This is a genomic window from Mesorhizobium sp. M1A.T.Ca.IN.004.03.1.1, assembly GCF_003997555.1.
Classification (GTDB): Bacteria; Pseudomonadota; Alphaproteobacteria; order Rhizobiales; family Rhizobiaceae; genus Mesorhizobium.
The window spans coordinates 966,811-984,767 of record NZ_RZTV01000001.1 but is presented as its reverse complement, the minus strand read 5'-3'; the positions used below and the strand labels follow the sequence as shown (position 1 = coordinate 984,767).

The 17,957-nt window shown below is 63.4% G+C and carries 14 protein-coding genes; 8 read left to right on the top strand and 6 right to left on the bottom strand.

Going from position 1 to position 17,957, the window contains the following annotated elements; all coding sequences use genetic code 11:
* Positions 1-33 precede the first annotated feature (33 nt).
* Together EOD29_RS04680 and EOD29_RS04675 are read left to right on the top strand one after the other, a co-directional pair.
* Complete coding sequence (locus tag EOD29_RS04680) at positions 34-1,446, top strand: lipopolysaccharide biosynthesis protein (RefSeq protein ID WP_245475220.1); 1,413 nt, start codon at positions 34-36, stop codon at positions 1,444-1,446.
* Complete coding sequence (locus EOD29_RS04675) at positions 1,443-2,537, top strand: glycosyltransferase family 4 protein (RefSeq protein WP_127246031.1); 1,095 nt, start codon at positions 1,443-1,445, stop codon at positions 2,535-2,537. Before EOD29_RS04680 ends, EOD29_RS04675 begins: the two co-directional genes overlap by 4 nt.
* On the opposite strand, the gene EOD29_RS04670 is transcribed toward EOD29_RS04675, so the two are convergent.
* Positions 2,523-3,998 (bottom strand): hypothetical protein, encoded by a 1,476-nt coding sequence (locus EOD29_RS04670; protein WP_095823344.1) that lies wholly within the window; start codon positions 3,996-3,998, stop codon positions 2,523-2,525. The two genes, EOD29_RS04675 and EOD29_RS04670, sit on opposite strands and share 15 nt — an antisense overlap.
* Before the next feature lie 406 nt (positions 3,999-4,404).
* Between EOD29_RS04670 and EOD29_RS04665 the strand changes: the two genes are divergently transcribed.
* Positions 4,405-5,436 (top strand): GNAT family N-acetyltransferase, encoded by a 1,032-nt coding sequence (locus tag EOD29_RS04665; protein WP_245475218.1) that lies wholly within the window; start codon positions 4,405-4,407, stop codon positions 5,434-5,436.
* A 99-nt stretch (positions 5,437-5,535) separates the two neighbouring features.
* On the opposite strand, the gene EOD29_RS04660 is transcribed toward EOD29_RS04665, so the two are convergent.
* The 4 genes from EOD29_RS04660 to EOD29_RS04645 all read right to left on the bottom strand — a co-directional run bounded on the left by EOD29_RS04660 (position 5,536) and on the right by EOD29_RS04645 (position 9,635).
* Positions 5,536-6,762 (bottom strand): NAD(P)/FAD-dependent oxidoreductase, encoded by a 1,227-nt coding sequence (locus tag EOD29_RS04660; protein WP_127246030.1) that lies wholly within the window; start codon positions 6,760-6,762, stop codon positions 5,536-5,538.
* Positions 6,759-7,439 (bottom strand): WecB/TagA/CpsF family glycosyltransferase, encoded by a 681-nt coding sequence (locus tag EOD29_RS04655; RefSeq protein WP_245307597.1) that lies wholly within the window; start codon positions 7,437-7,439, stop codon positions 6,759-6,761. The genes EOD29_RS04660 and EOD29_RS04655 overlap by 4 nt, the downstream gene beginning before the upstream one ends.
* A gap of 661 nt (positions 7,440-8,100) precedes the next feature.
* Positions 8,101-8,886, bottom strand: coding sequence for an SDR family oxidoreductase (locus EOD29_RS04650; protein WP_095823341.1), 786 nt, complete (start codon positions 8,884-8,886; stop codon positions 8,101-8,103).
* Between the two features lie 17 nt (positions 8,887-8,903).
* Positions 8,904-9,635, bottom strand: a complete 732-nt coding sequence (locus EOD29_RS04645; RefSeq protein ID WP_066994028.1) for an FCD domain-containing protein — start codon at positions 9,633-9,635, stop codon at positions 8,904-8,906.
* Between the two features lie 190 nt (positions 9,636-9,825).
* On the opposite strand from EOD29_RS04645, the gene uxuA reads away from it, so the two are divergent.
* The 4 genes from uxuA to EOD29_RS04625 all read left to right on the top strand — a co-directional run bounded on the left by uxuA (position 9,826) and on the right by EOD29_RS04625 (position 15,023).
* Complete coding sequence (gene uxuA / locus EOD29_RS04640; protein WP_127246029.1) at positions 9,826-11,010, top strand: mannonate dehydratase; 1,185 nt, start codon at positions 9,826-9,828, stop codon at positions 11,008-11,010.
* A gap of 71 nt (positions 11,011-11,081) precedes the next feature.
* Positions 11,082-11,219 carry a MaoC/PaaZ C-terminal domain-containing protein gene (locus EOD29_RS37015; protein WP_206628220.1) on the top strand — a complete coding sequence of 46 codons (138 nt, stop codon included), beginning with the start codon at positions 11,082-11,084 and terminating at the stop codon, positions 11,217-11,219.
* Between the two features lie 139 nt (positions 11,220-11,358).
* Entirely contained in the window at positions 11,359-12,603 is a 1,245-nt protein-coding gene (locus tag EOD29_RS04630) for an MFS transporter (protein ID WP_067326274.1), read from the top strand.
* Between the two features lie 215 nt (positions 12,604-12,818).
* Complete coding sequence (locus EOD29_RS04625) at positions 12,819-15,023, top strand: adenylate/guanylate cyclase domain-containing protein (RefSeq protein WP_127246028.1); 2,205 nt, start codon at positions 12,819-12,821, stop codon at positions 15,021-15,023.
* Positions 15,024-15,199: 176 nt separating this feature from the next.
* Here EOD29_RS04625 and EOD29_RS04620 read toward each other — a convergent pair whose 3' ends face one another.
* Positions 15,200-16,063, bottom strand: a complete 864-nt coding sequence (locus tag EOD29_RS04620) for a FecR domain-containing protein (RefSeq protein ID WP_127246027.1) — start codon at positions 16,061-16,063, stop codon at positions 15,200-15,202.
* 672 nt (positions 16,064-16,735) lie between these two features.
* Here EOD29_RS04620 and EOD29_RS04615 point away from each other — a divergent pair.
* Positions 16,736-17,950, top strand: a complete 1,215-nt coding sequence (locus tag EOD29_RS04615) for a glycosyltransferase family protein (protein WP_127216455.1) — start codon at positions 16,736-16,738, stop codon at positions 17,948-17,950.
* The last annotated feature ends 7 nt before the right edge of the window (positions 17,951-17,957 follow it).

Sequence of the window (17,957 nt, the reverse complement as noted above, 5' to 3'; positions counted from 1 at the left end):
GTAGCCCATCGCCGATCGTCTCAGGAGGCGAGGTTGAAGGACACTAAAGGGAACCGCGAGGCCGCCCCCGGGGCAGGGGCCAGCCCGGCGACCGACATGCGCATGTCGGTCACGGCGCTTGCCAAGAGCGGCGCCGTGGCCGGCATCATCAAGCTTGCCAGCGCGGGCCTGTCCTTCCTGATGTTCGTGGCCGTGGCGATGGTGACGAACGAACGCGAGTTCGGTCTTTACAGCGCTACCTATGCCGGCGCGAGCCTGGTTTCCTTCTTCGCTTCGGTGGGCCAGCAGAGCACCGTGCTCAGGTTCTGGCCTCAATATGCCGGGCTGGGCGATCTCGGCTCGGCTCACGGGCTGATGGCGCGTGCCATTCTCGTGGCGCTGGCCGGGCTTGTCGGCACCAGCCTGCTCATCATCGTGGTGGGATACCTGCCCTTCGTCGGCAGGGGAACGCCGGAATGGCTGCCGCTATGCGTGGCGGCGGCGGTGCTGTCGTTCTCGCTCGGCTGGTCGGAGTTTACCTCGGGCGCCTTCCGGGCCAAGAACGCGCTGATATCGGGCCTGCTGCCGCGGGACATCATTTGGCGCGCGGCGACAATCGCCGCCGTTGCGGCGCTGCACTTCATGCAAGTGAAGATCGATGCGATCGCGGCGACATATCTGACGGCGCTGCTGCTCATCCTGTCGGTCGTCCCGCAAACAATTGTGCTGTTGCGCGACACGGCGCGGGCAGATCGCGGTGGTCTCACGGAAGGGCAAAAGCAGGAATTCAAGACGGTGACGCTTGGCCTGTGGGGCGTCACCTCGCTGCCGCCCGCGCTCGGCCAGGTCAGCACCCTGCTCGTGGCGATGATCCTGGGGCCAGAGGCGGCAGGCGCGATCTTCGTGGCGGACCGGACCACGCGCTTCGTGACCCTTGCCCTCAACGGCATCAACCAGGCGCTGGCGCCGCAGATATCGGCGGCCTTCTACAGCGGCGACAGGGCTCACGTGCAGCGCATCACCAGCCTCGCCGCGCTTGGCGGCTCGGCCATTGCGCTGTGCGTGCTGGCGTCCTTCTGGATATTCGGCGACTTCATCCTGTCCATCTTCAATCCGGCCTATGCGACGCCGACCATGAGGGCGACGCTCGTCATCTTCGGCATCGGGGCAACGTTCGGCACCGCTTGCGGCCCGATCGAAGTCCTGTTGCAGTTGACGGGTCTGCAGCATGCGCTCTTCAAGGTGCTGGTCATCGTCAACGTTGTCGGACTTTGCGTGACGGCCGTGGCAACTTACTACCTCGGGTCCATAGGAGCGGCCCTCAGCATTGCCGGAACCGTCATCGCATGGACGGCTTTCGGGGTATTGATCGCCCGGCGCAGAATCGGCATCAACCCGTCGATCCTCGGCTTGTCCCTGGACAGGATCGGGCTGGTGCCTCATGCCCTCCTGAAGGGGCGCACGTGAAGATCGTCCAAGTGCAGACCCAGGCGGAAGCAGCGGGGGCGCAGCGCATCTCCGACATGGTGGGCGAGGGCTTGCGGGCGCGCGGGCACGAGGTGCGCACCGTCTTCATGTACCGCAAGACCGAAGCCTATGACCGCGATCCCAATGTGGATTTCGTCCTGACGGACAGACCGCGCGGATTGCCCGGGCAGATCCGGGCGACCGTCGGCTTGGCGCGATATCTGCGCGCGGCAGGCCCCGACGCAGTCATCACTTACCAACACTATGGCAATATCTTCGGCACGATCGGCGCCCGGCTGGCCGGCGTCAGGCACATCGTCGCAAACCAAAGCGGCGCCCCGCAAAGCATGGGCGTCATGGGGCTGCTCTCCCAAATCGACAAGCTGATGGGCACGGTCGGCCTTTACCAGGCGAATGTCGTCAATTCCGGCTGGACTCAAGCGCAGTTCGATCGCTATCCGCGCTCCTATCGGCGGCGCATGCGTCGCATCGATCACGGCGTACCCGCGCCGGGCGAGGAATTCGACAAGGCAGCGGCGCGCGCCGCCTTCGGCCTGCCGCAGGACGTTTGGCTGGCCGTATCATCGGGCCGACTGACGCGGATGAAGAACCAGATCGCGCTTGTCGGCGCGCTCGATCGACTGCCCGACGTCCATGTCGCGCTGGCAGGCGCGGGGCCGGAGCGCGAAGCGCTCGTCGCCTTTGCCGAAAGCCGCGGCGTTGCCGACCGCCTGCATCTCGTGGGCGAGGTTCCGCCGACGCGCATCTTCGAATTCCTCGCGGCCGGGGATGCCTATGCGTTTGCCTCGATGACGGAGACCTTCGGCCTCGCCTGCGTCGAAGCAGCCATTTCCGGGCTGCCGGTTGTGGCCAGCAACCTCGACGTCTTGCGCGAGGTGCTGACCGCGGAGGACGGCTCTCCCGCCGCACTCTTCGTCGAGGCCGACGCTGCCGGCATGGCCAGGGGCCTTGGCGATCTGTTTGCGCGGCCGGAAGCCAAGGCCAGGCTTTCAGAGGCGGGACGGCAGCTGCGGGATAAGTATTCGCCGGCCAGGATGTGCGCGGGCTACGAGGCGCTACTGCTTGCCTGACCGCTTGCGCACGGCGGCGATCCCGTCGATCACTTCCAGGCGCCCGGCCCGATTGAGTGTGTGGATTTTCGGATAAGGAAAGTCGCCAGCCGCATCGATCGGCCGCGGCGGCGACAGCCGCACCGTCTGCTGGTTGAGCTCCAGCAGCTTCGACAGGCCCAGCCCGCCGCCATAGCCCAGCGTTCCGTCCTGGACCGGAAGAAGCACGCGGCCGTCGCGGTTGCGCACGAAGGCTCCGCCGGGGCGGGCCATGCGGTGGTCGATCAGGATCGGGTTCGCCGGATGCGGCCGCCACGGACCGGCAAGCGCGGGGGCGGAGAAAATCACCAGCGTGTCGGAAGTGCTTCCATGGCCGTCACGATCCGTGGCGAACAGCCAGAGCATGCCTTCATGCTCGAACAAGGTGGCATCGGAAATCTCGCCTTCGACCAGCACGGTCTCGGCAAGCCAGCTGTCCGGGAAGCCCGACGCGCGGTAGAGTGTGAGCTTGCCGCCGGCGCTCGCCTCCGGCAGCATCCAGATCGCGCCGTCGCGCTCGAATACCTGCGGGTAGGAGAGGTGGTGAGCCTCCTCCAGCACGACCCGAGGCTCGCCAGGAACGCCATCCGCGTCGAACGGGACAACGGAAATGACCGCCTTTCCGGTCGCGTGCGGATAGTCCTCGACGAACACAAAGGGCTGACCCTGCCACCAGAAGGGGAACGGGTCGGCATAGAAATGATCGCCCGGGTCCGGCAGCACCGACCAGCCGGTGCCGAGCTTGCCGGTATCGGCGACGCCCAGGGCATCGGTAAAGCGATAGCCGACACGCCAATGCGCGTGGCGGAAGCGCGCGCGCCGAAGCGCTTCCCGGCCGAGCCGCGGCAGCGCCGCGCCGAGATAGGCGGATGTGAACCCGCCTCGCTCGCCACGACCATGGATTTCAGCCACGGCCTCTCGTGGCAGCCGGTCCGCCGCGAACGCGCGGGTGACCGACTGAACCAGAGTAATGGCGCGGGCGAACACGTCCTCGGTGCCGAGTGCGGTGGATTCCCGCTTGTCGACCATGGGCCGCGCCTGGCCGACTACCGTCTTCCTGTCGAGCACGGCCTCGATCACCGGGAGCCTGCCGGCCGCGACGGCGATTGCAGCCGACAGATCGGCGCTGGATCCGTCGAAGCGAAGGCCGATGGTGGGGACATTCGACAAGGCCGCATCGCCGGCAAGATCGAGCCTCAGCGCGGCGGGGCGCCCGCCGGGCCGTGCCGGGATTGCTTGCAGCGCGGAGCCGAGAAGGGGTCCGCGCCGGCGGAAAAGACGTTGCTCGAACTGGAAGGCGGCTTTTGCCGCGGCCGGCCAGGTCGACGGCCCGGGCTGATGCGCCACCGCGACATCGTGGCCGTCCGCCTCCAGCCGCTCTATGGCGAGCTGCTGCCAATGGCGGGGCGCCGATTGCGGAACGATGACCTCGATCGCCAGCATGTCTTGCGCGACTATGTCCTGCTCGGATTTCCAACAATGAGGAACGAGAGACTGGCCGAAAATACTTACATCGGCGTTACACGCAAAACCGGATTTCTACTTTTTCGGCATGATTTTCGACTTGCGATCCCGAAGCGGTTGTGGTCGTCCGCCCGGCCTGCCATGCAACGCAAGATTAGCGGTTTCGGCATATACCAAGATTCCAACAATCGCGGCGACCGGTCTTGACCTGGAACGTAAGAAGTCGTGGATAGCCGCTGTCCCTGCCGGTTCGGATCACATGTTTGAAGTCACTGCCGAGGATGCGTTCGATTTCCGTTCGACGGAGTACGCCGAGCTCTTCGCCAGCTCGGCGGCAACCGCTTTTCAGCATCCGATTTGGCTCGCGCAACTTTATGAGAGGCTCGTGCGGCGAGGCGCCGCCACGCCACTGATCATCGTCGTCCGCGTGCGTGCGAGCGGAAGGCTCGCGATGGTCCTGCCGCTGGTGAGGCGCCGCTACACGCTGCTGAAGGTCGTGGAATTCGCGGATATGCGGGTTTCGGACTATGTCTCGCCCGTCGCCGACGAGGAGACCTTCTCCCGCATTCTTGCCGACGCCCGCACCGTCGCCGCCATCCGCAAGCATCTGCGGCCATACGATCTCCTGCGCATCGGCAAGCTGGCGGACCGCTCCTTGGCGATGGAGCGCCTGCTTGGCGTCGACAAGCGCGACAGCATGGGCATGAGCGCCTATTCCAGCAAGCTGGAGCCGACATTCGCCGGCTGGCGCGAGCAGCGGCTGGACCAGTCCTATCGCAAGGAGCTGGACAAGAAATCCCGGCAGCTCAACCGCATCGGGGAGGCGCGCTTCGAATGCGTTGACGGCCCGGCCGCGGTCCGCACGACATTCGATGCCCTCAAGCTCTATCGCGGCAAACGCTTCGACGGCAGCAACGGTCCGGCCGACCTTTTGCAGCTGCCTTCCTATTTCGATTTCTACCTGGCCGTGGCCAATGAAGGGTGCGGCGGCTTCGCCCGCACCTATGCATTCTGGATGAACGGCCAGCCGATCGCCGGCGCGCTCGGGCTCGAGCACCGCGGCTCGCTCCTGGTCATCCTCGGCGGTTTCGACGAGGCCGGCTACCGGAAGCAGTCGATCGGCAGCCTGATGTTCGAGCAGATCGCCCGCGATTGCATCGAGCGCGGCGATCAACACCTCGATTTCACCATCGGCGACGAGCCCTACAAGCGCGTGTTCGGCGGCCGGCCTTCACCGATGTGGCAAATCTACCGCGCAGGGAGTCCGCTCGGCTATGCGGCGCATCTAACGGTGCAGAAATTGCCGGCGGCCAAGGCGCTGGCGCGGCATATCCTTGAGGCCGCGCATGTCAAGAAGGCCAAGCCTTCGGCTGTCATCGTGCCGCCGGCTGCCGATGAAGCCGCCGAGTCGTCCTAGTTGAAGCGGGTCGGTTCGGACGCCTTACGCTAGCTTCAGGCGGTCGCGCACGCCTATGCCGAAGCGTACTTTGAACGAAATGCGCCGGCTTACCCGCAATCAGGTCACGGCTTCCACTTGCGGCCGCTTGAGACCGCGCAGCCGCGCGGCAAAGCTCGGGCTGAACTTGTCGATCTCGTGCAGGATGCGGCGACGGCTGAAATGAACCTGCCGGCGCGCGCGCCAGCGCAGGTCCGTGTCGATGGTCAAGCTGCGGCGGAAATTCGCCAACTCGAGCCCCCGTTCATCCATCGCCTGCTTCGTGGGATCATCATAGAAGGTGGCGATCTTCGCCGCCGCCATGCCGGGCGAGGCCATCCACTGCGGCACGTGCACCATGCACAGGCGCTCCACATCGGTGAGGAGGCGGCTGACGCCTGTTCCGGCGGCCGGACAGGATGTCTGATAAGCGTCTCCGATCAGGACGACGCCGTCGCGCTTGCAATTTTCGGCGACGGTGATGTCGGTGAGCCAGCTCGAAACGCGGTCGATGACCTCGAAATCGCCAAAGGTCTTGAGGAGTCCCGGAAGCGTTTCAATGAGCGTTTCGCGCGGGCGGTCGCGCAGCGCCTTGACCCACGGGTCGGTATGCTCCCGGAAAACAAAGAGGTTGGCGCGGGTAACGCCGCCGGCCGGGAAGAAGTTGAGGTAATCGATGCCGTCCGAAACGCGTTCGCCGTAATAGGTCAACGCCGGATGCTTGAACGCGCTTGCTCCCGCCGGCCGGACATTGAAACCGAAAGTCAGCGATTGGCGCTGGTGGACGAACCGGCGCTCGATGCCGACGTCGCGCCGCAGGATGTCGCCCATGCCGGTGGCGAGCACAAGCAGGCGAGCCGTCACATCCGGCTGCCCGATGATCGACACACGCTGCCGCTCTGGGCCGGCCTCCACAGCGCTCACCCTGCCGGCGACGAAGCGTACGGCCTTGGGCAGTTCGGCCCGCATCGCCGCGACGAGGTCGTCGTAAAAAATGCCGTAGTGGCGGGCTCGCGTGCGGTCGAGTACTCGCCCCTTGCGCACGTTGACGATCTCGTCGAATGCCGCGGCCGCCGTGGAAAGACTGTCGAGGAGGCCGATCCGGCGCAGCTTGTCGATTTGGTCGCCGGCGATCTTCTCGACACGGAACTCGCGCGGAAAAACGGGGTGGCGGTCGATCAATGTGACACGGTAGCCCGACCGGCCGAGGAGAGTCGCGGCAAGTGTCCCGGAGAGCCCGCCGCCGACGACAGCGATCTCCGTGTCGGTTCCCTCCGGCAGCGGACGAAGCGAATGTTCGGCTGTCATTGGGAATACCTCAACAGGGCATAAAGGGCACGCGGATTGGTGGTGAAGTAGCGCCAGAACAGCCGGCGCGGCTCCATCAACATGCGCCACAGCCATTCGAAACCCGCCTTCTGGACCCAGAGGGGCGCGCGCCGGACCTTGCCGGCAATATGGTCGAACAGCCCTCCGGAAGTCTTGATCACACCGACATTCGAGAGCCGCGAGCCAAAATCGCGGACAAAGATCTGCTCGCGCGGCACGCCGAGGCCGAGCCACAATATGTCCGGTGCAAGCGCGTCGATCTCTTCGAGCTTTTTCTCGAGCGCTTCGCCGGTGAGGTAGCCATGGCTATGGCCGACGATGCGCAGGCGCGGATAGCTGGCTTTGATGGCGGTCACGGCCTTGGCGTTCCCGGCCTCAGTCGATCCAAGCAGATAGAAGGTCGCGGCCTCGTTCTCGGCGAGCTTCGCCACATCGTGGAACAGATCGGTGGTGGCCACCCGTTCCGGCAACCGCGTGCGGCACAATAGGCGCGAGGCGAGAACAAGCGGCTGGCCGTCGGCGAAGATCTGGTCGGCTTCGCGGAAGAGGGCGGCGATCTCAGATTTCGCGCGAACCTGGGCGATGACGTCGCCGTTGGCGGAGGTGAAGTAGTAGGGACGGCTGCCATGGCGGTGCTGCCGCGCCGCCGCGAGCATCAGGCGGGCGGCGCCCTGCCGATCGATCACGGTGACAGGCAGCCCGCCAAGCTGCACCGTCGGCAATGCAGGCAGGTCCTGCCGGGAAGGGGCTGCTTCCAGCGCTGCCACGGCGGTCACGCTTGGACGTCCGGTCGAAGTCTGGTGCTGCAGCCGCGGAAAACGAGAGGTCTCATGGTTCAGATGTTGGCTGGAGTGGAGCGGATCCGATCCGCCGGTCGTAACGCTGTGTTGTTCAAAATCTCTTTTTGAAGTTTCTAAAACTTTTCGCATAGGAGAAGTCGCCCCATTCTCCGGTAGTTCGAACTACCTCCTTCATGGCACCATACGTAAAAAAATCAAAAAGTTAAGCGACATGTTAATAGTTAGTTAATATGGACAATTTGAATCGAAATATAAATCAGTTTAAACCTTTTGACCTCGACTTCACTTGCTTTTGGGTGATTTTGAACCTGCGTTTTCAACACGAATGCGATGCGATCGCCACTGGTGCGACCACATTGCAATGCCAACGAGCTCCTGATCTATCCTGGGTGATCGTCGGGGCCACGAAAATCAGTTGTGAGGCGGGGAGCGACATTCATGGCGCCGCCTGACGGGCAAAGCGGAAATCGTCCGGCGTCAGCTACTCCGGCAAAGGCCAAGACCGATCTTCATGCCTCTATTTCACACCGATGCCGGCGGTCAGGCCGCCGTCTATCTTGTAATCCGCGCCGGTGCAGAAGCTCGCTCTGGAGGAGCACAGAAAGGCGATGAGTTCGGCCACTTCTTCTGGTTCGCCGATGCGGCCAAGCGGATGCGCCGCACCGAAGCGCCTGTACGCTTCCTCGACATCGGCATCGCTGCCGGTTTCGCCACGCGCGGCCTTCTCCAGGATCGGTGTGCGGATCGAGCCTGGGCTGACCGAATTGACCCGGATGCCAGCCGCCGCGTAATCCAGCGCCAGCGAACGCGTCAGCGTATGGATTGCGCCCTTGGTCGTGGCATAGGCGGCGACGTTCTGCTGACAGGCGAAACCCTGCACCGAGGCGACATTGACGATGGCGCCGCCACCGCGGCGGATCATTTCGGGGATGCCGTAATGCGCCGTCAGGTAGATCGAGCCGACATTGACCGTCATGGCCTTGTTCCATGTTTCCCAGTCGGTCGTGGTCGCGGTTCCGTAGGGATGGACGGCCGCCGAATTGACGATCACGTCGAGGCCGCAGAACCGTGCGACCCCGGCAGCGACGGCATCGCGGACCTGGTCCGCCACGGAGACGTCGGTGTCGACGACCAGCGCGCCGGCTTCGGAACTTTCCAGCTCCGCTCTCATTGCCGCATTGGCCGAGCGGTCGATGCCGCAGGCGATGATCGCAGCACCCCCTGCGGCGAGGCGCCTGGCGGTTGCCAGACCGATTCCCGTCGTCCCCGTCACCAGGGCGACCTTGCCAACAAAATCCTTCATTGCGGGAACTCCTTCAGTCACGTGTCGGAACCCGGCTCTTCCGGCAGGAATCGCAGGGCGAAATCCAGATGGCGGCTCATCAGGTAGGCGTAGGCCACTCTGTCGCGCGCGCGCAGGGCGGCGACGATCTCGCCATGCGCGGCGCGGGTGTCGGCCAGGACCGGGCGCATCTCCTTGCCGATGGTCATGATCCGCAGGATCACCGGGGAAAGGAAGGAATACATGTCCGACAGCATGCGGTTGTCCGCCAGCCCGATCAACGCCATGTGGAAATCGAAATCATTCTCGGCGGCCTCCTGGATCGAGCGGCTCTCGACGATCCGCGCGTTGACCGCGTCGAGCGCTTCGATCTGCTCGTTGGTGGCGTTGAGCACGATGTGGTCGCCGATGCCGACTTCGATGATGCGCCTGAAGCCCTGAATGTCGGCGAAGGAGGAGCGCGAGACATCCATATGCGCGGCAAAGAAATTCTGGATGGCGATGCTATGCCCGTCCGCGAGCACAGCCCCGACGCGGGGTTTCGGTTCGATCAGCCCGTAGGTCCGGATAGCGCGCAAAGCCTCGCGCACGGTGTTGCGACTGGCGCCGGTGATCTCGCTGAGCTCGCGCTCTGTCGGCAGCACGTCGCCGACATTCAGCTGCCGCGAGCGGATGAGATCGAGGATCCGCCCGGCCGCGGCATCGACCGCCGAGCTGCCGCCGGCGTGGCGGCGGGCGCCGCTCTCGCGCGCGGCATGAGAATTTTCCAATGACGAATCTCCCAAATTGTTGGACCAGGATATCCCAAGATTCCGGGAAAACAATCGAGTTGGACGCCGTTTCGATCAGTTTACCGCGCTACCTGTCGGCCGTCAGGCGTTCGAGAAAGCCGAAATTGTCGATTGACTCTCATCCTGGTCCAACAATAAGTTTCCGCTCTCTCTCAAAGGAAGGCAGCAAATGGAGCAGTGCTGGCGTTGGTATGGCCCGGACGATCCGGTGACGCTGGATCACGTCAAGCAGGCCGGGGCGACGGGCGTCGTCTCGGCGCTGCACGACATCTATGACGGGCGCGCCTGGCCGCTAGAAAACATCCTGGAGCGCAAGCGGATCATCGAGGCGGCGGGGCTGACCTGGTCGGTCGTCGAGAGCATCCCCGTCCACAACTCGATCAAGATCGGCTCGCCGGAACGGCTGCGCTATGTCGGCTTTTACAAGGATACGATCCGAGCGCTGGCGAAGGCCGGCATCGCGACGATCTGCTACAATTTCATGCCTGTGGTCGACTGGACCCGCACCGATCTGGCGTATCGCCTTCCGACGACGGGTTATGCATTGCGTTTCGACGCGATCGATTTCGCGGCCTACGACCTGTTCGTGCTGAAGCGACGGAATGCCGAGGCCGGCTACAGCGCCGCGCGCATCGCCGAAGCGGAAGTGCGATTGAAAGAGCTCAGCGACGAGAAAATCGACCGGATCGAGCGTAACCTTATCGCCGGACTGCCCGCCACCGAGCGCAGCTACAACCGGGACACTTTTCGCGAGGCCTTGGCCGAGTACGATTCGATTGGGCCAAGGGAATTGCGCGACAATCTCGCCTGGTTCCTGCGCGAGATTATTCCGGTCGCCGAACAGGAAGGGGTGCGCATGTGCATCCATCCCGACGATCCGCCCTTCTCGCTCTACGGCCTGCCGCGCATCGTTTCGACAGCTGACGATGCGCGATTCATCCTCAATGCCGTGGACAGCCCGGCAAACGGGCTGACATTCTGCACCGGCTCCTACGGCACGCGCGCCGACAACGACATCGTCGCCATGGTCAAGGAGTTCGCGGGCCGCATCCATTTCGTCCATCTGCGCAACGTCACCATCGAGGATGACGGCTCCTTCTATGAGGCCGAGCATCTCGAGGGCGGCACCGACATGGCGCATGTCATCCTCGCCCTGATGCAGGAGGAAGCGCGCCGTCGAAAGGAAGGCCGCGCCGACTGGCGCATTCCGATGCGACCCGATCACGGACATCTGCTCGCCGACGACATCGGCAAGACCAGGATCAATCCCGGTTATTCGCTGATCGGCAGGCTGAAGGGCCTCGCCGAACTGCGCGGCATCATGCGGGCCGTCGAACGGTTCGGGCTGGCATAGAATCGAAACTCTCCACCCACATTACCGGCGAGCGCAATTCGCTGCATAATGACCGCGCTGGCCGAGAATCGGTGTTCGGCAAGCCGATCCTCCACGGCGGCGTCAGTTCTGGTATTCTCAATGCCCTGGTCGCGGAGGATTTGCCCGGGCCCGGGACCGTCTTTCTCGAAATCGCATGGAAGTTCGTCAAGGCGGTCGGCGTTGAGTAGGCGATCATCGGACGCGTGGAGGTCAAGAAGTTGCGCCCCGACAAGCCGATCTGCAAGATCGAGACCAGCCTACGCAACGGCCAGGGGAGCTTTGTCCCACCGGCGCGGCGACCGTGTTGACCGTCCCGCTGCAAGGCGCATGAGCGCGGTGAGCGGCAGCCCGCTTGGCATGGCCGCCGACAGCGGCCGCTGGCGCGTGCTGTCGCTGCTTTGCCTGGCGGTCGTTCTGTCGCTGACCACCTGGTTTTCGGCGACCGCCATCCTGCCCGAACTGAGGCAGGAGCTTGCGCTCGGCGCCGGCGGGGAGGCCTGGCTGACCAACGGCGTTCAGGTCGGCTTCGTGATCGGTGCGCTGGGGGCGAGCCTGGTCAACCTTCCCGATTTGGTGCGGCTCAGCCGGCTGATGGCGGCCGCCGCTTTTGTCGCCGCGCTCGCCAATGCGAGCCTGCTGTTTCATCTCGGGCCGGGCGGCGTGATCGCCGCGCGTATTGTCACCGGCGCAGCACTTGCCGGCGTCTATCCGCCGGCGCTGAAGCTCGTCGCCACCTGGTTCACGCGCGACCGGGGGCTGGCGCTCGGCGCAGTCATAGGCGCGCTCACCATCGGCTCGGCGCTGCCGCATCTTTTTCGCGCTGTCCTGACCGCGCTCGACTGGCGGCCGGTGGTCGCGGCCGCCAGTCTAGCAACGACGGTCGGCGCGCTCCTGTTTCTCTTGTTCGCAAGGGAGGGGCCCTATCCTTTCGGCAAGGCGGTGTTCGAGCCATCGCGCATCGGGCAGGTGTTTCGCGAGCGGCCGCTGCTCCTGGCCAATCTCGGCTATCTCGGCCATATGTGGGAACTCTACGCCATGTGGGCGTGGCTGCTTGCCTATACGCGCTCGGCATTCGAGGCGCAGGCGATCGGATCGGCCGCTGCCGCCTCGCTTTCGACCTTCTTCGTCGTCGCCTCCGGCATCATTGGCTGCCTGTTGGGCGGCTATCTGTCGGACCGCATCGGCAGAACCGCGACCACCGCCGGCATGATGATCGTCTCGGGAAGCTGTGCGCTGCTGATGGGCTTCCTGTTTGCCGGGCCGCTTTGGCTCTTCATGCTGGTCGCCGTCGTCTGGGGTATTTCGGTGATCGGCGATTCGGCGCAATTCTCAGCCGCAGTGACCGAACTCGGCGATCGCCGCTTCGTCGGCACGGCGCTGTCGGTGCAGCTTGGCGCCGGCTTTGCGCTGACGGTGCTCGCCATCTGGCTGACGCCGCGCTTCGCCGACTTCATCGGTGGCTGGCGCTGGGCCTTCCTGCTGCTGGTGCCGGGTCCGCTTCTTGGGGCGGCCGCTATGCTGTGGTTGCGAAACTTGCCGGAGAGCGAGAAAATGGCCGGCGGCCTCCGCTAGCGCTCTTGCTCCTCGACTGTCTAGCGCTGGAGCCGATTGAGAACTTCGTCGCTACGCAAATCGCCAGCGCACGGCCCGCGCTGCTCCGTTGGGCGTAAGGTTGGCGATTGCACATTTGCCGGGAACAATGCAGCCTAGCTTCGAGGCTCGAAAGCTGCCTCCCGGAGCGGGGCCATGCAGGCAGGATACGCGGCACAGTTACTGGTGCAGATGTCATGACACGCGCCCAGTTGGCCGGCGTCATCCTGGGTCTGTCGCTGGTCGCAGCGCTTACCATTGTCCGGGCGAGCGACCCGCAGCCGTTGAGACTCGCCCGCGAAGCGACGTTCGACCAGTATCAGAGGCTGGCACCTCGCCGCTTCGAGTCGATGCCCGTCCGCGTGGTGGACATCGACGAGGCCTCATTGCAGCAGTTCGGGCAGTGGCCGTGGCCCAGGGATCGCATGGCGGCCCTGGTCGAAAAGCTGACGGAGCTTGGTGCGGCAGCCATCGCATTCGACATTCTTTTCGCCGAGCCCGACCGTCTGTCGCCTCGCACTGTCCTCCGCGACGTGCCGGGCATCGATCCGGCCCTGCTCGACCGCCTGCCCGACAATGACGAGATCTTCGCCGGGTCGATCGCCGGCAAGCCAGTTATCCTGGGCTACGGCATCTCCAACGAAGGGAACTATCGGCCGCAAATCAAGGCTGGCATTGCCTTTATGGGCGAGAGCCCGATCGCTGCTCCTCCGCCTATCAAGGCAGCCACGCCGCTGCGGCCGCAGCTTGAGGCCAATTCAGCCGGCATCGGACACATCAGCCTCAATCCCGGCAGATCGACCGCTGTGGTGAGGACAGCCCCACTCTTTCTGACTGATGGCGAGCAGCTTTATCCGGATCTTGCCCTCGAAGCCATAAGAGTAGCGCAGGGGGCCTCCACCTACCTCATTGCCGGCGCGCCGGATCGGCAGGGCATAATGACCTCCGTCAAGATCGGCGACTTCGTTATTCCGGTGACCTCGGCCGGCGAACTCTGGCTCTATGTCAGTCCCGACAGGGCCGAGCGTTATGTTTCGGCGAAGGACGTGCTTGCACCCGGCGGCGTCTCGTCCGAAACGAGGGCCGCGATCGAAGGCAGCATCGTGTTTGTCGGCACTTCGGCCGCCGGGCTGCAGGACATTCGTGTCACCGCGCTCGGTGAGAACGTGCCGGGCGTCTCGATCCACGCGCAGATCGTTGAACAGGTGCTGTCCGGCCACTATCTGTCTCGGCCTGATTGGGCAAACGGGCTGGAAATCGCGTCGATCGCGATGCTCGGCAGCCTCCTGGTGATTCTGACGATTTTCGTAAGCCCCGCGATTGCGCTCGCCTGCGGCCTTGCGATCACGGGACTGGCGCTCGTCGCATCATGGTTTGCCTTTTCGCTTGCGGGACTGCTGTTCGACCCGTTTGCGCCGATCCTCATGGGCACGATCACGCATTTCGCGACAACCTCTTTCCGCTTCCTGGTGACTGATCGAGAGCGGCGCGCGATCCGGCGGGCCTTCGGTCAGTATTTGTCGCCATCGCTTCTCTACCGGATCGAGCACACGCGCGACGCGCTTCGTCTTGGCGGCGACGACCGAGAACTGACCGTGATGTTTGTCGATGTGCGAAACTTCACGGAGATCAGCGAAAGACTGCCGCCCACCGCCGTCGTGCGGTTTTTGAACACGCTTCTCGACGCGCTCAGCCGTCATGTCACCGCCAATGAAGGCACGCTCGACAAGTTCATCGGCGATTCGATCATGGCCTTTTGGAATGCCCCGGTCGACGTCACCGATCATCCCCGCAAAGCCGCTCGCGCGGCATTGGCGATGCGCGAGACGATTGCCCGCCTCAACGAAAGCGATGCATTCGGATTCGGGGCCGGGCAGACGGTTCGCATCGGTATCGGAATCCATACCGGCGTCGCCTGTGTCGGAAATATGGGCGCGGAGTCGCGTTTCAACTATTCGGCCGTTGGCGACGCGGTGAACATCGCAGCGCGTATCGAGACAACGTGCAAGACGGTGAGTTTCGATATCCTCGCGTCCGACGACACAGTAAGATCGCTGCAAGGCTGGGCCTTGCTCGACGCGGGATCGCTGGAACTCAAGGGAAAGAGCACGAGGACCAGAATCAATGCCGTCGTAGGCGATGAAAACGTTGGGTCGTCGCCGGATTTTGCCGAATTGCGGCTTCTCCACGGCAAGCTCGTGGAGGCGTTGCAATCGCGCTTGCCAGGCACCCGAAAGATGATCGCGGCGGCCAAAGTCAAGGCTGCGGGCCTGCCGACAGGGTTGCAGGAATTCTATGGCCGGATCTCGCGCAGAGCGGATGATTTTGTTGGCAAGCGGGCGGGAGCGGCGATGGAAGCGAATGCCGGCTATGCGGAGCAACAATTCGGCTCCGGTTCCTGACCTTCATTGATGTAGGGCGGTCGACCGCTCGACTCGGTGGTGTTCAAAGGGCAACAATTTCGTCCACCCCGACGTAGGGGCGAGTTGGCCCAGACCGGTTGGCGAAGTCGGATACGGACGCGCCGAGAAAAAGAGCGGCTATCCGCTGCTCTTGCCACTGCCGGCCACCCCTGCCGCTACTTTTTGCCAGGACCCTTGGATTTTCCGGGATTGCTGGGATCGTGCTTGCCCGGATCATTTCCATGGCCGTTGTTGCCGTCATCTTTGTCGCCCCGCGGCGGGCTCGGCGGATCGGGGGTGCCCGGACTGGGTGGTGCCGGTGAGTTGCGCCGCTCCGGCCGCGCCGTATGCTCCTGCTGAATGGCAGCCGTAAGCCCGCAATTTCCGCCGATTGGGTCAAAGCCTCCCGAGAGCTGCTGATTGCCGGTCAGAAACGGCAATGCCCGCGAGGTGCCGAGTGTGGTGAGCACAGATCGATTGACCTTGATAACGTCGGACATCGCGCCTGACGGCGTCGCGACCACGCAATCGCAGCGCCGCTTCAGTTCCCTGCATCCGCCGCCGCTGCAGAATCGGGCCGACCCCTTCAGCAGCACGACGGCGGTTTTGCCGTTGGGCGCGATGTGGACATCGAATGCTGTTCCCCGCACGCCTATTGTGCCTGCGGGCGTCACCATCTGGTAGGCGGACGAAGGCGAGTTCCCGCTTATCCAGCGAAACGTTCCCTTGGCAGCGCGGATGGTGAGCTTCTTCACCGAATTATCATCGTTGAAGACGTATTTGTCGAGGACGACGGAAGAACCCCACCCCACCGCCAGCTTGGTGCCATCCCGGAACACGAATTGGCCAAGCCCGGTATTGGATGTCCTGATTCGTTCGTCCCGATGAACGGGTGCGCTGACCACCAGTGGTCCGGTTGCGCCGGTAACGGCAGTCTTGATCACGACTGCCCGGCCCACTGCTTCGGCGGCTATGGTCGGTGTCGCATTGATGAGATTCGCGGCAAGCGCGACAACTGCAGCCCACCTCAAGGACGGCATGGCATCCTCCCCGAAACGACTTTATTAGCACATGCTTGAAAGGCTGTCCCCGCGGAGTCATACCTCAATTTGAGTAGGATATGGCTCTTTCACTTGGGCGACGCTCGAAGGCACAATCGTCGACGTTAGGTCCTGCGCTTGGGTGGGCCGCGCGGGTTGCCCCCTCGCTCATCGGGTCGGAGGTGGGATAACGCCAATGCTGTTACTGAATTCGTCTGGCTGAGGGACAAGGCGATGTTCTGCGTGGGCTGCGCGAGAGCGCCCGCATCTGGGGCATCGATCATGGTTTGTGTCGGCGCGCTCTCTTTGAAGATCTTCAGCCCATTCTTGGGCAGTTTAGCCGCGTCGGCCACGAGGGAGGAGCGCCATCGCCCTGGCCGCTTTTCTGAAAGCAAGCAATCGGCCAGCCCGCGACCCGTCTCGATACAAGTGCATGTATCCGCCGTGATCTATCTGCAGCGCACGAGGCCGACAAGGCAAATAGGCTGGGCATCGCATCCAATGTGCATAGCAGCTGACCAGACGCTGCTCAGCATATGAACCCTCTTGGGTAATATAATTTGAAAAAATTGCTCCCTCATGTTCAAAACAGGTCGATAGACCTGCGAGACATGGGTTCGAATCCTGCGGGGGCCCGCGGTCCTCAGGCGAGAATTCTAAAGAGGTTCGACAATGACCCAGCACGTACAAGATGCTCGAATTCTCATGTACAGCCACGACACGTTCGGGCTCGGCCACTTGCAGCGCTGCCGCACGATCGCGCATTCCCTGGTCGAGGATTTCCACGGACTTCAGGTGCTTATCATTTCGGGCGCGCCTATCGCCGGCGCCTTCGACTACCGCGCCCGCGTCGACTTCGTGAAGATCCCGAGCGTCATCAAGTTGCGCAACGGCGAATACACCTCGCTGGAAAAGGATATCGATCTGCATGAGACGCTAAGAATGCGCCAGTCGATCATTCGCCACACAGCCGAGACGTTTCGGCCGGATATCTTCATCGTCGACAAGGAACCGCTCGGGCTGCGCGGTGAGATCGAGGACACGCTGTCCTACCTCAAGACGCGAGGCACTACGCTGGTGCTTGGCCTGCGCGAGGTGATGGATGCGCCGCATCTGCTGGAAGCAGAGTGGGAACGCAGGGATGTGATGCGCAAGATAGGCCTGTTCTACGACAAGGTCTGGGCCTACGGTCCGCCGGATTTTTACGATCCGTTGACCGGCCTGGATGTGCCGCCGGCTATCAGGGCAAAGATGAAGTTCGTCGGTTTCCTGCAACGGAGCCTGCAGAAGAACGAGTTGCCCGGCCACCGCCCCGAGGGCGACTATATCCTCGTTACGACCGGTGGCGGCGGCGACGGCGCCGATCTGATCCACAACGTTATCGATGCCTATCAGCAGGATCCGCAATTGCAGCATAGGGCGTTGATCGTGCTTGGGCCCTACATGCCGGCGCGCAAGCGCAACAAGTTTCTTAAGAAGGGGTCCAAAATCCCGTATATCAAGATCATCGAATTCGACAACCGCATGGAAGAGCTGATTGCCGGCGCCAAGGCGGTAGTGGCGATGGGCGGTTACAACACCTATTGCGAGATACTGTCCTTCGACAAGCCGGCGCTGATCGTGCCGCGCATCAAGCCGCGCGAGGAGCAACTGATCCGCGCACGGCGAGCAGCCGAACTCGGTCTCATCAAGATGCTTTCGCCGGAAGAAGCCGAGGATTCCCAGCGGTTTGCCGATACACTGAAGGTGCTGCCGGATCGGCCCCGCCCATCGCAGAGCAATCCGCATCTGAGGCTGGAAGGGCTGCCTCATATTTCCGCGATCGTCGCGGAACTGCTCGACAGGCAGGCCGGCCATCATCTTTCGGTCATTGAAGGCATCAACTGAGTGCAAC

Bases quoted from the DNA above. Each gene is read 5' to 3' on its own strand.
- EOD29_RS04630 (WP_067326274.1), top strand. From the start codon at position 11,359: ATGAGCGCGGTGAGCGGCAGCCCGCTTGGCATGGCCGCCGACAGCGGC.
- EOD29_RS04660 (WP_127246030.1), bottom strand. From the start codon at position 6,762: ATGACAGCCGAACATTCGCTTCGTCCGCTGCCGGAGGGAACCGACACG.
- EOD29_RS04670 (WP_095823344.1), bottom strand. From the start codon at position 3,998: ATGCTGGCGATCGAGGTCATCGTTCCGCAATCGGCGCCCCGCCATTGG.
- EOD29_RS04650 (WP_095823341.1), bottom strand. From the start codon at position 8,886: ATGAAGGATTTTGTTGGCAAGGTCGCCCTGGTGACGGGGACGACGGGA.
- EOD29_RS04655 (WP_245307597.1), bottom strand. From the start codon at position 7,439: ATGCTCGCGGCGGCGCGGCAGCACCGCCATGGCAGCCGTCCCTACTAC.
- uxuA (WP_127246029.1), top strand. From the start codon at position 9,826: ATGGAGCAGTGCTGGCGTTGGTATGGCCCGGACGATCCGGTGACGCTG.
- EOD29_RS04620 (WP_127246027.1), bottom strand. From the start codon at position 16,063: ATGCCGTCCTTGAGGTGGGCTGCAGTTGTCGCGCTTGCCGCGAATCTC.
- EOD29_RS04615 (WP_127216455.1), top strand. From the start codon at position 16,736: ATGACCCAGCACGTACAAGATGCTCGAATTCTCATGTACAGCCACGAC.
- EOD29_RS04625 (WP_127246028.1), top strand. From the start codon at position 12,819: ATGACACGCGCCCAGTTGGCCGGCGTCATCCTGGGTCTGTCGCTGGTC.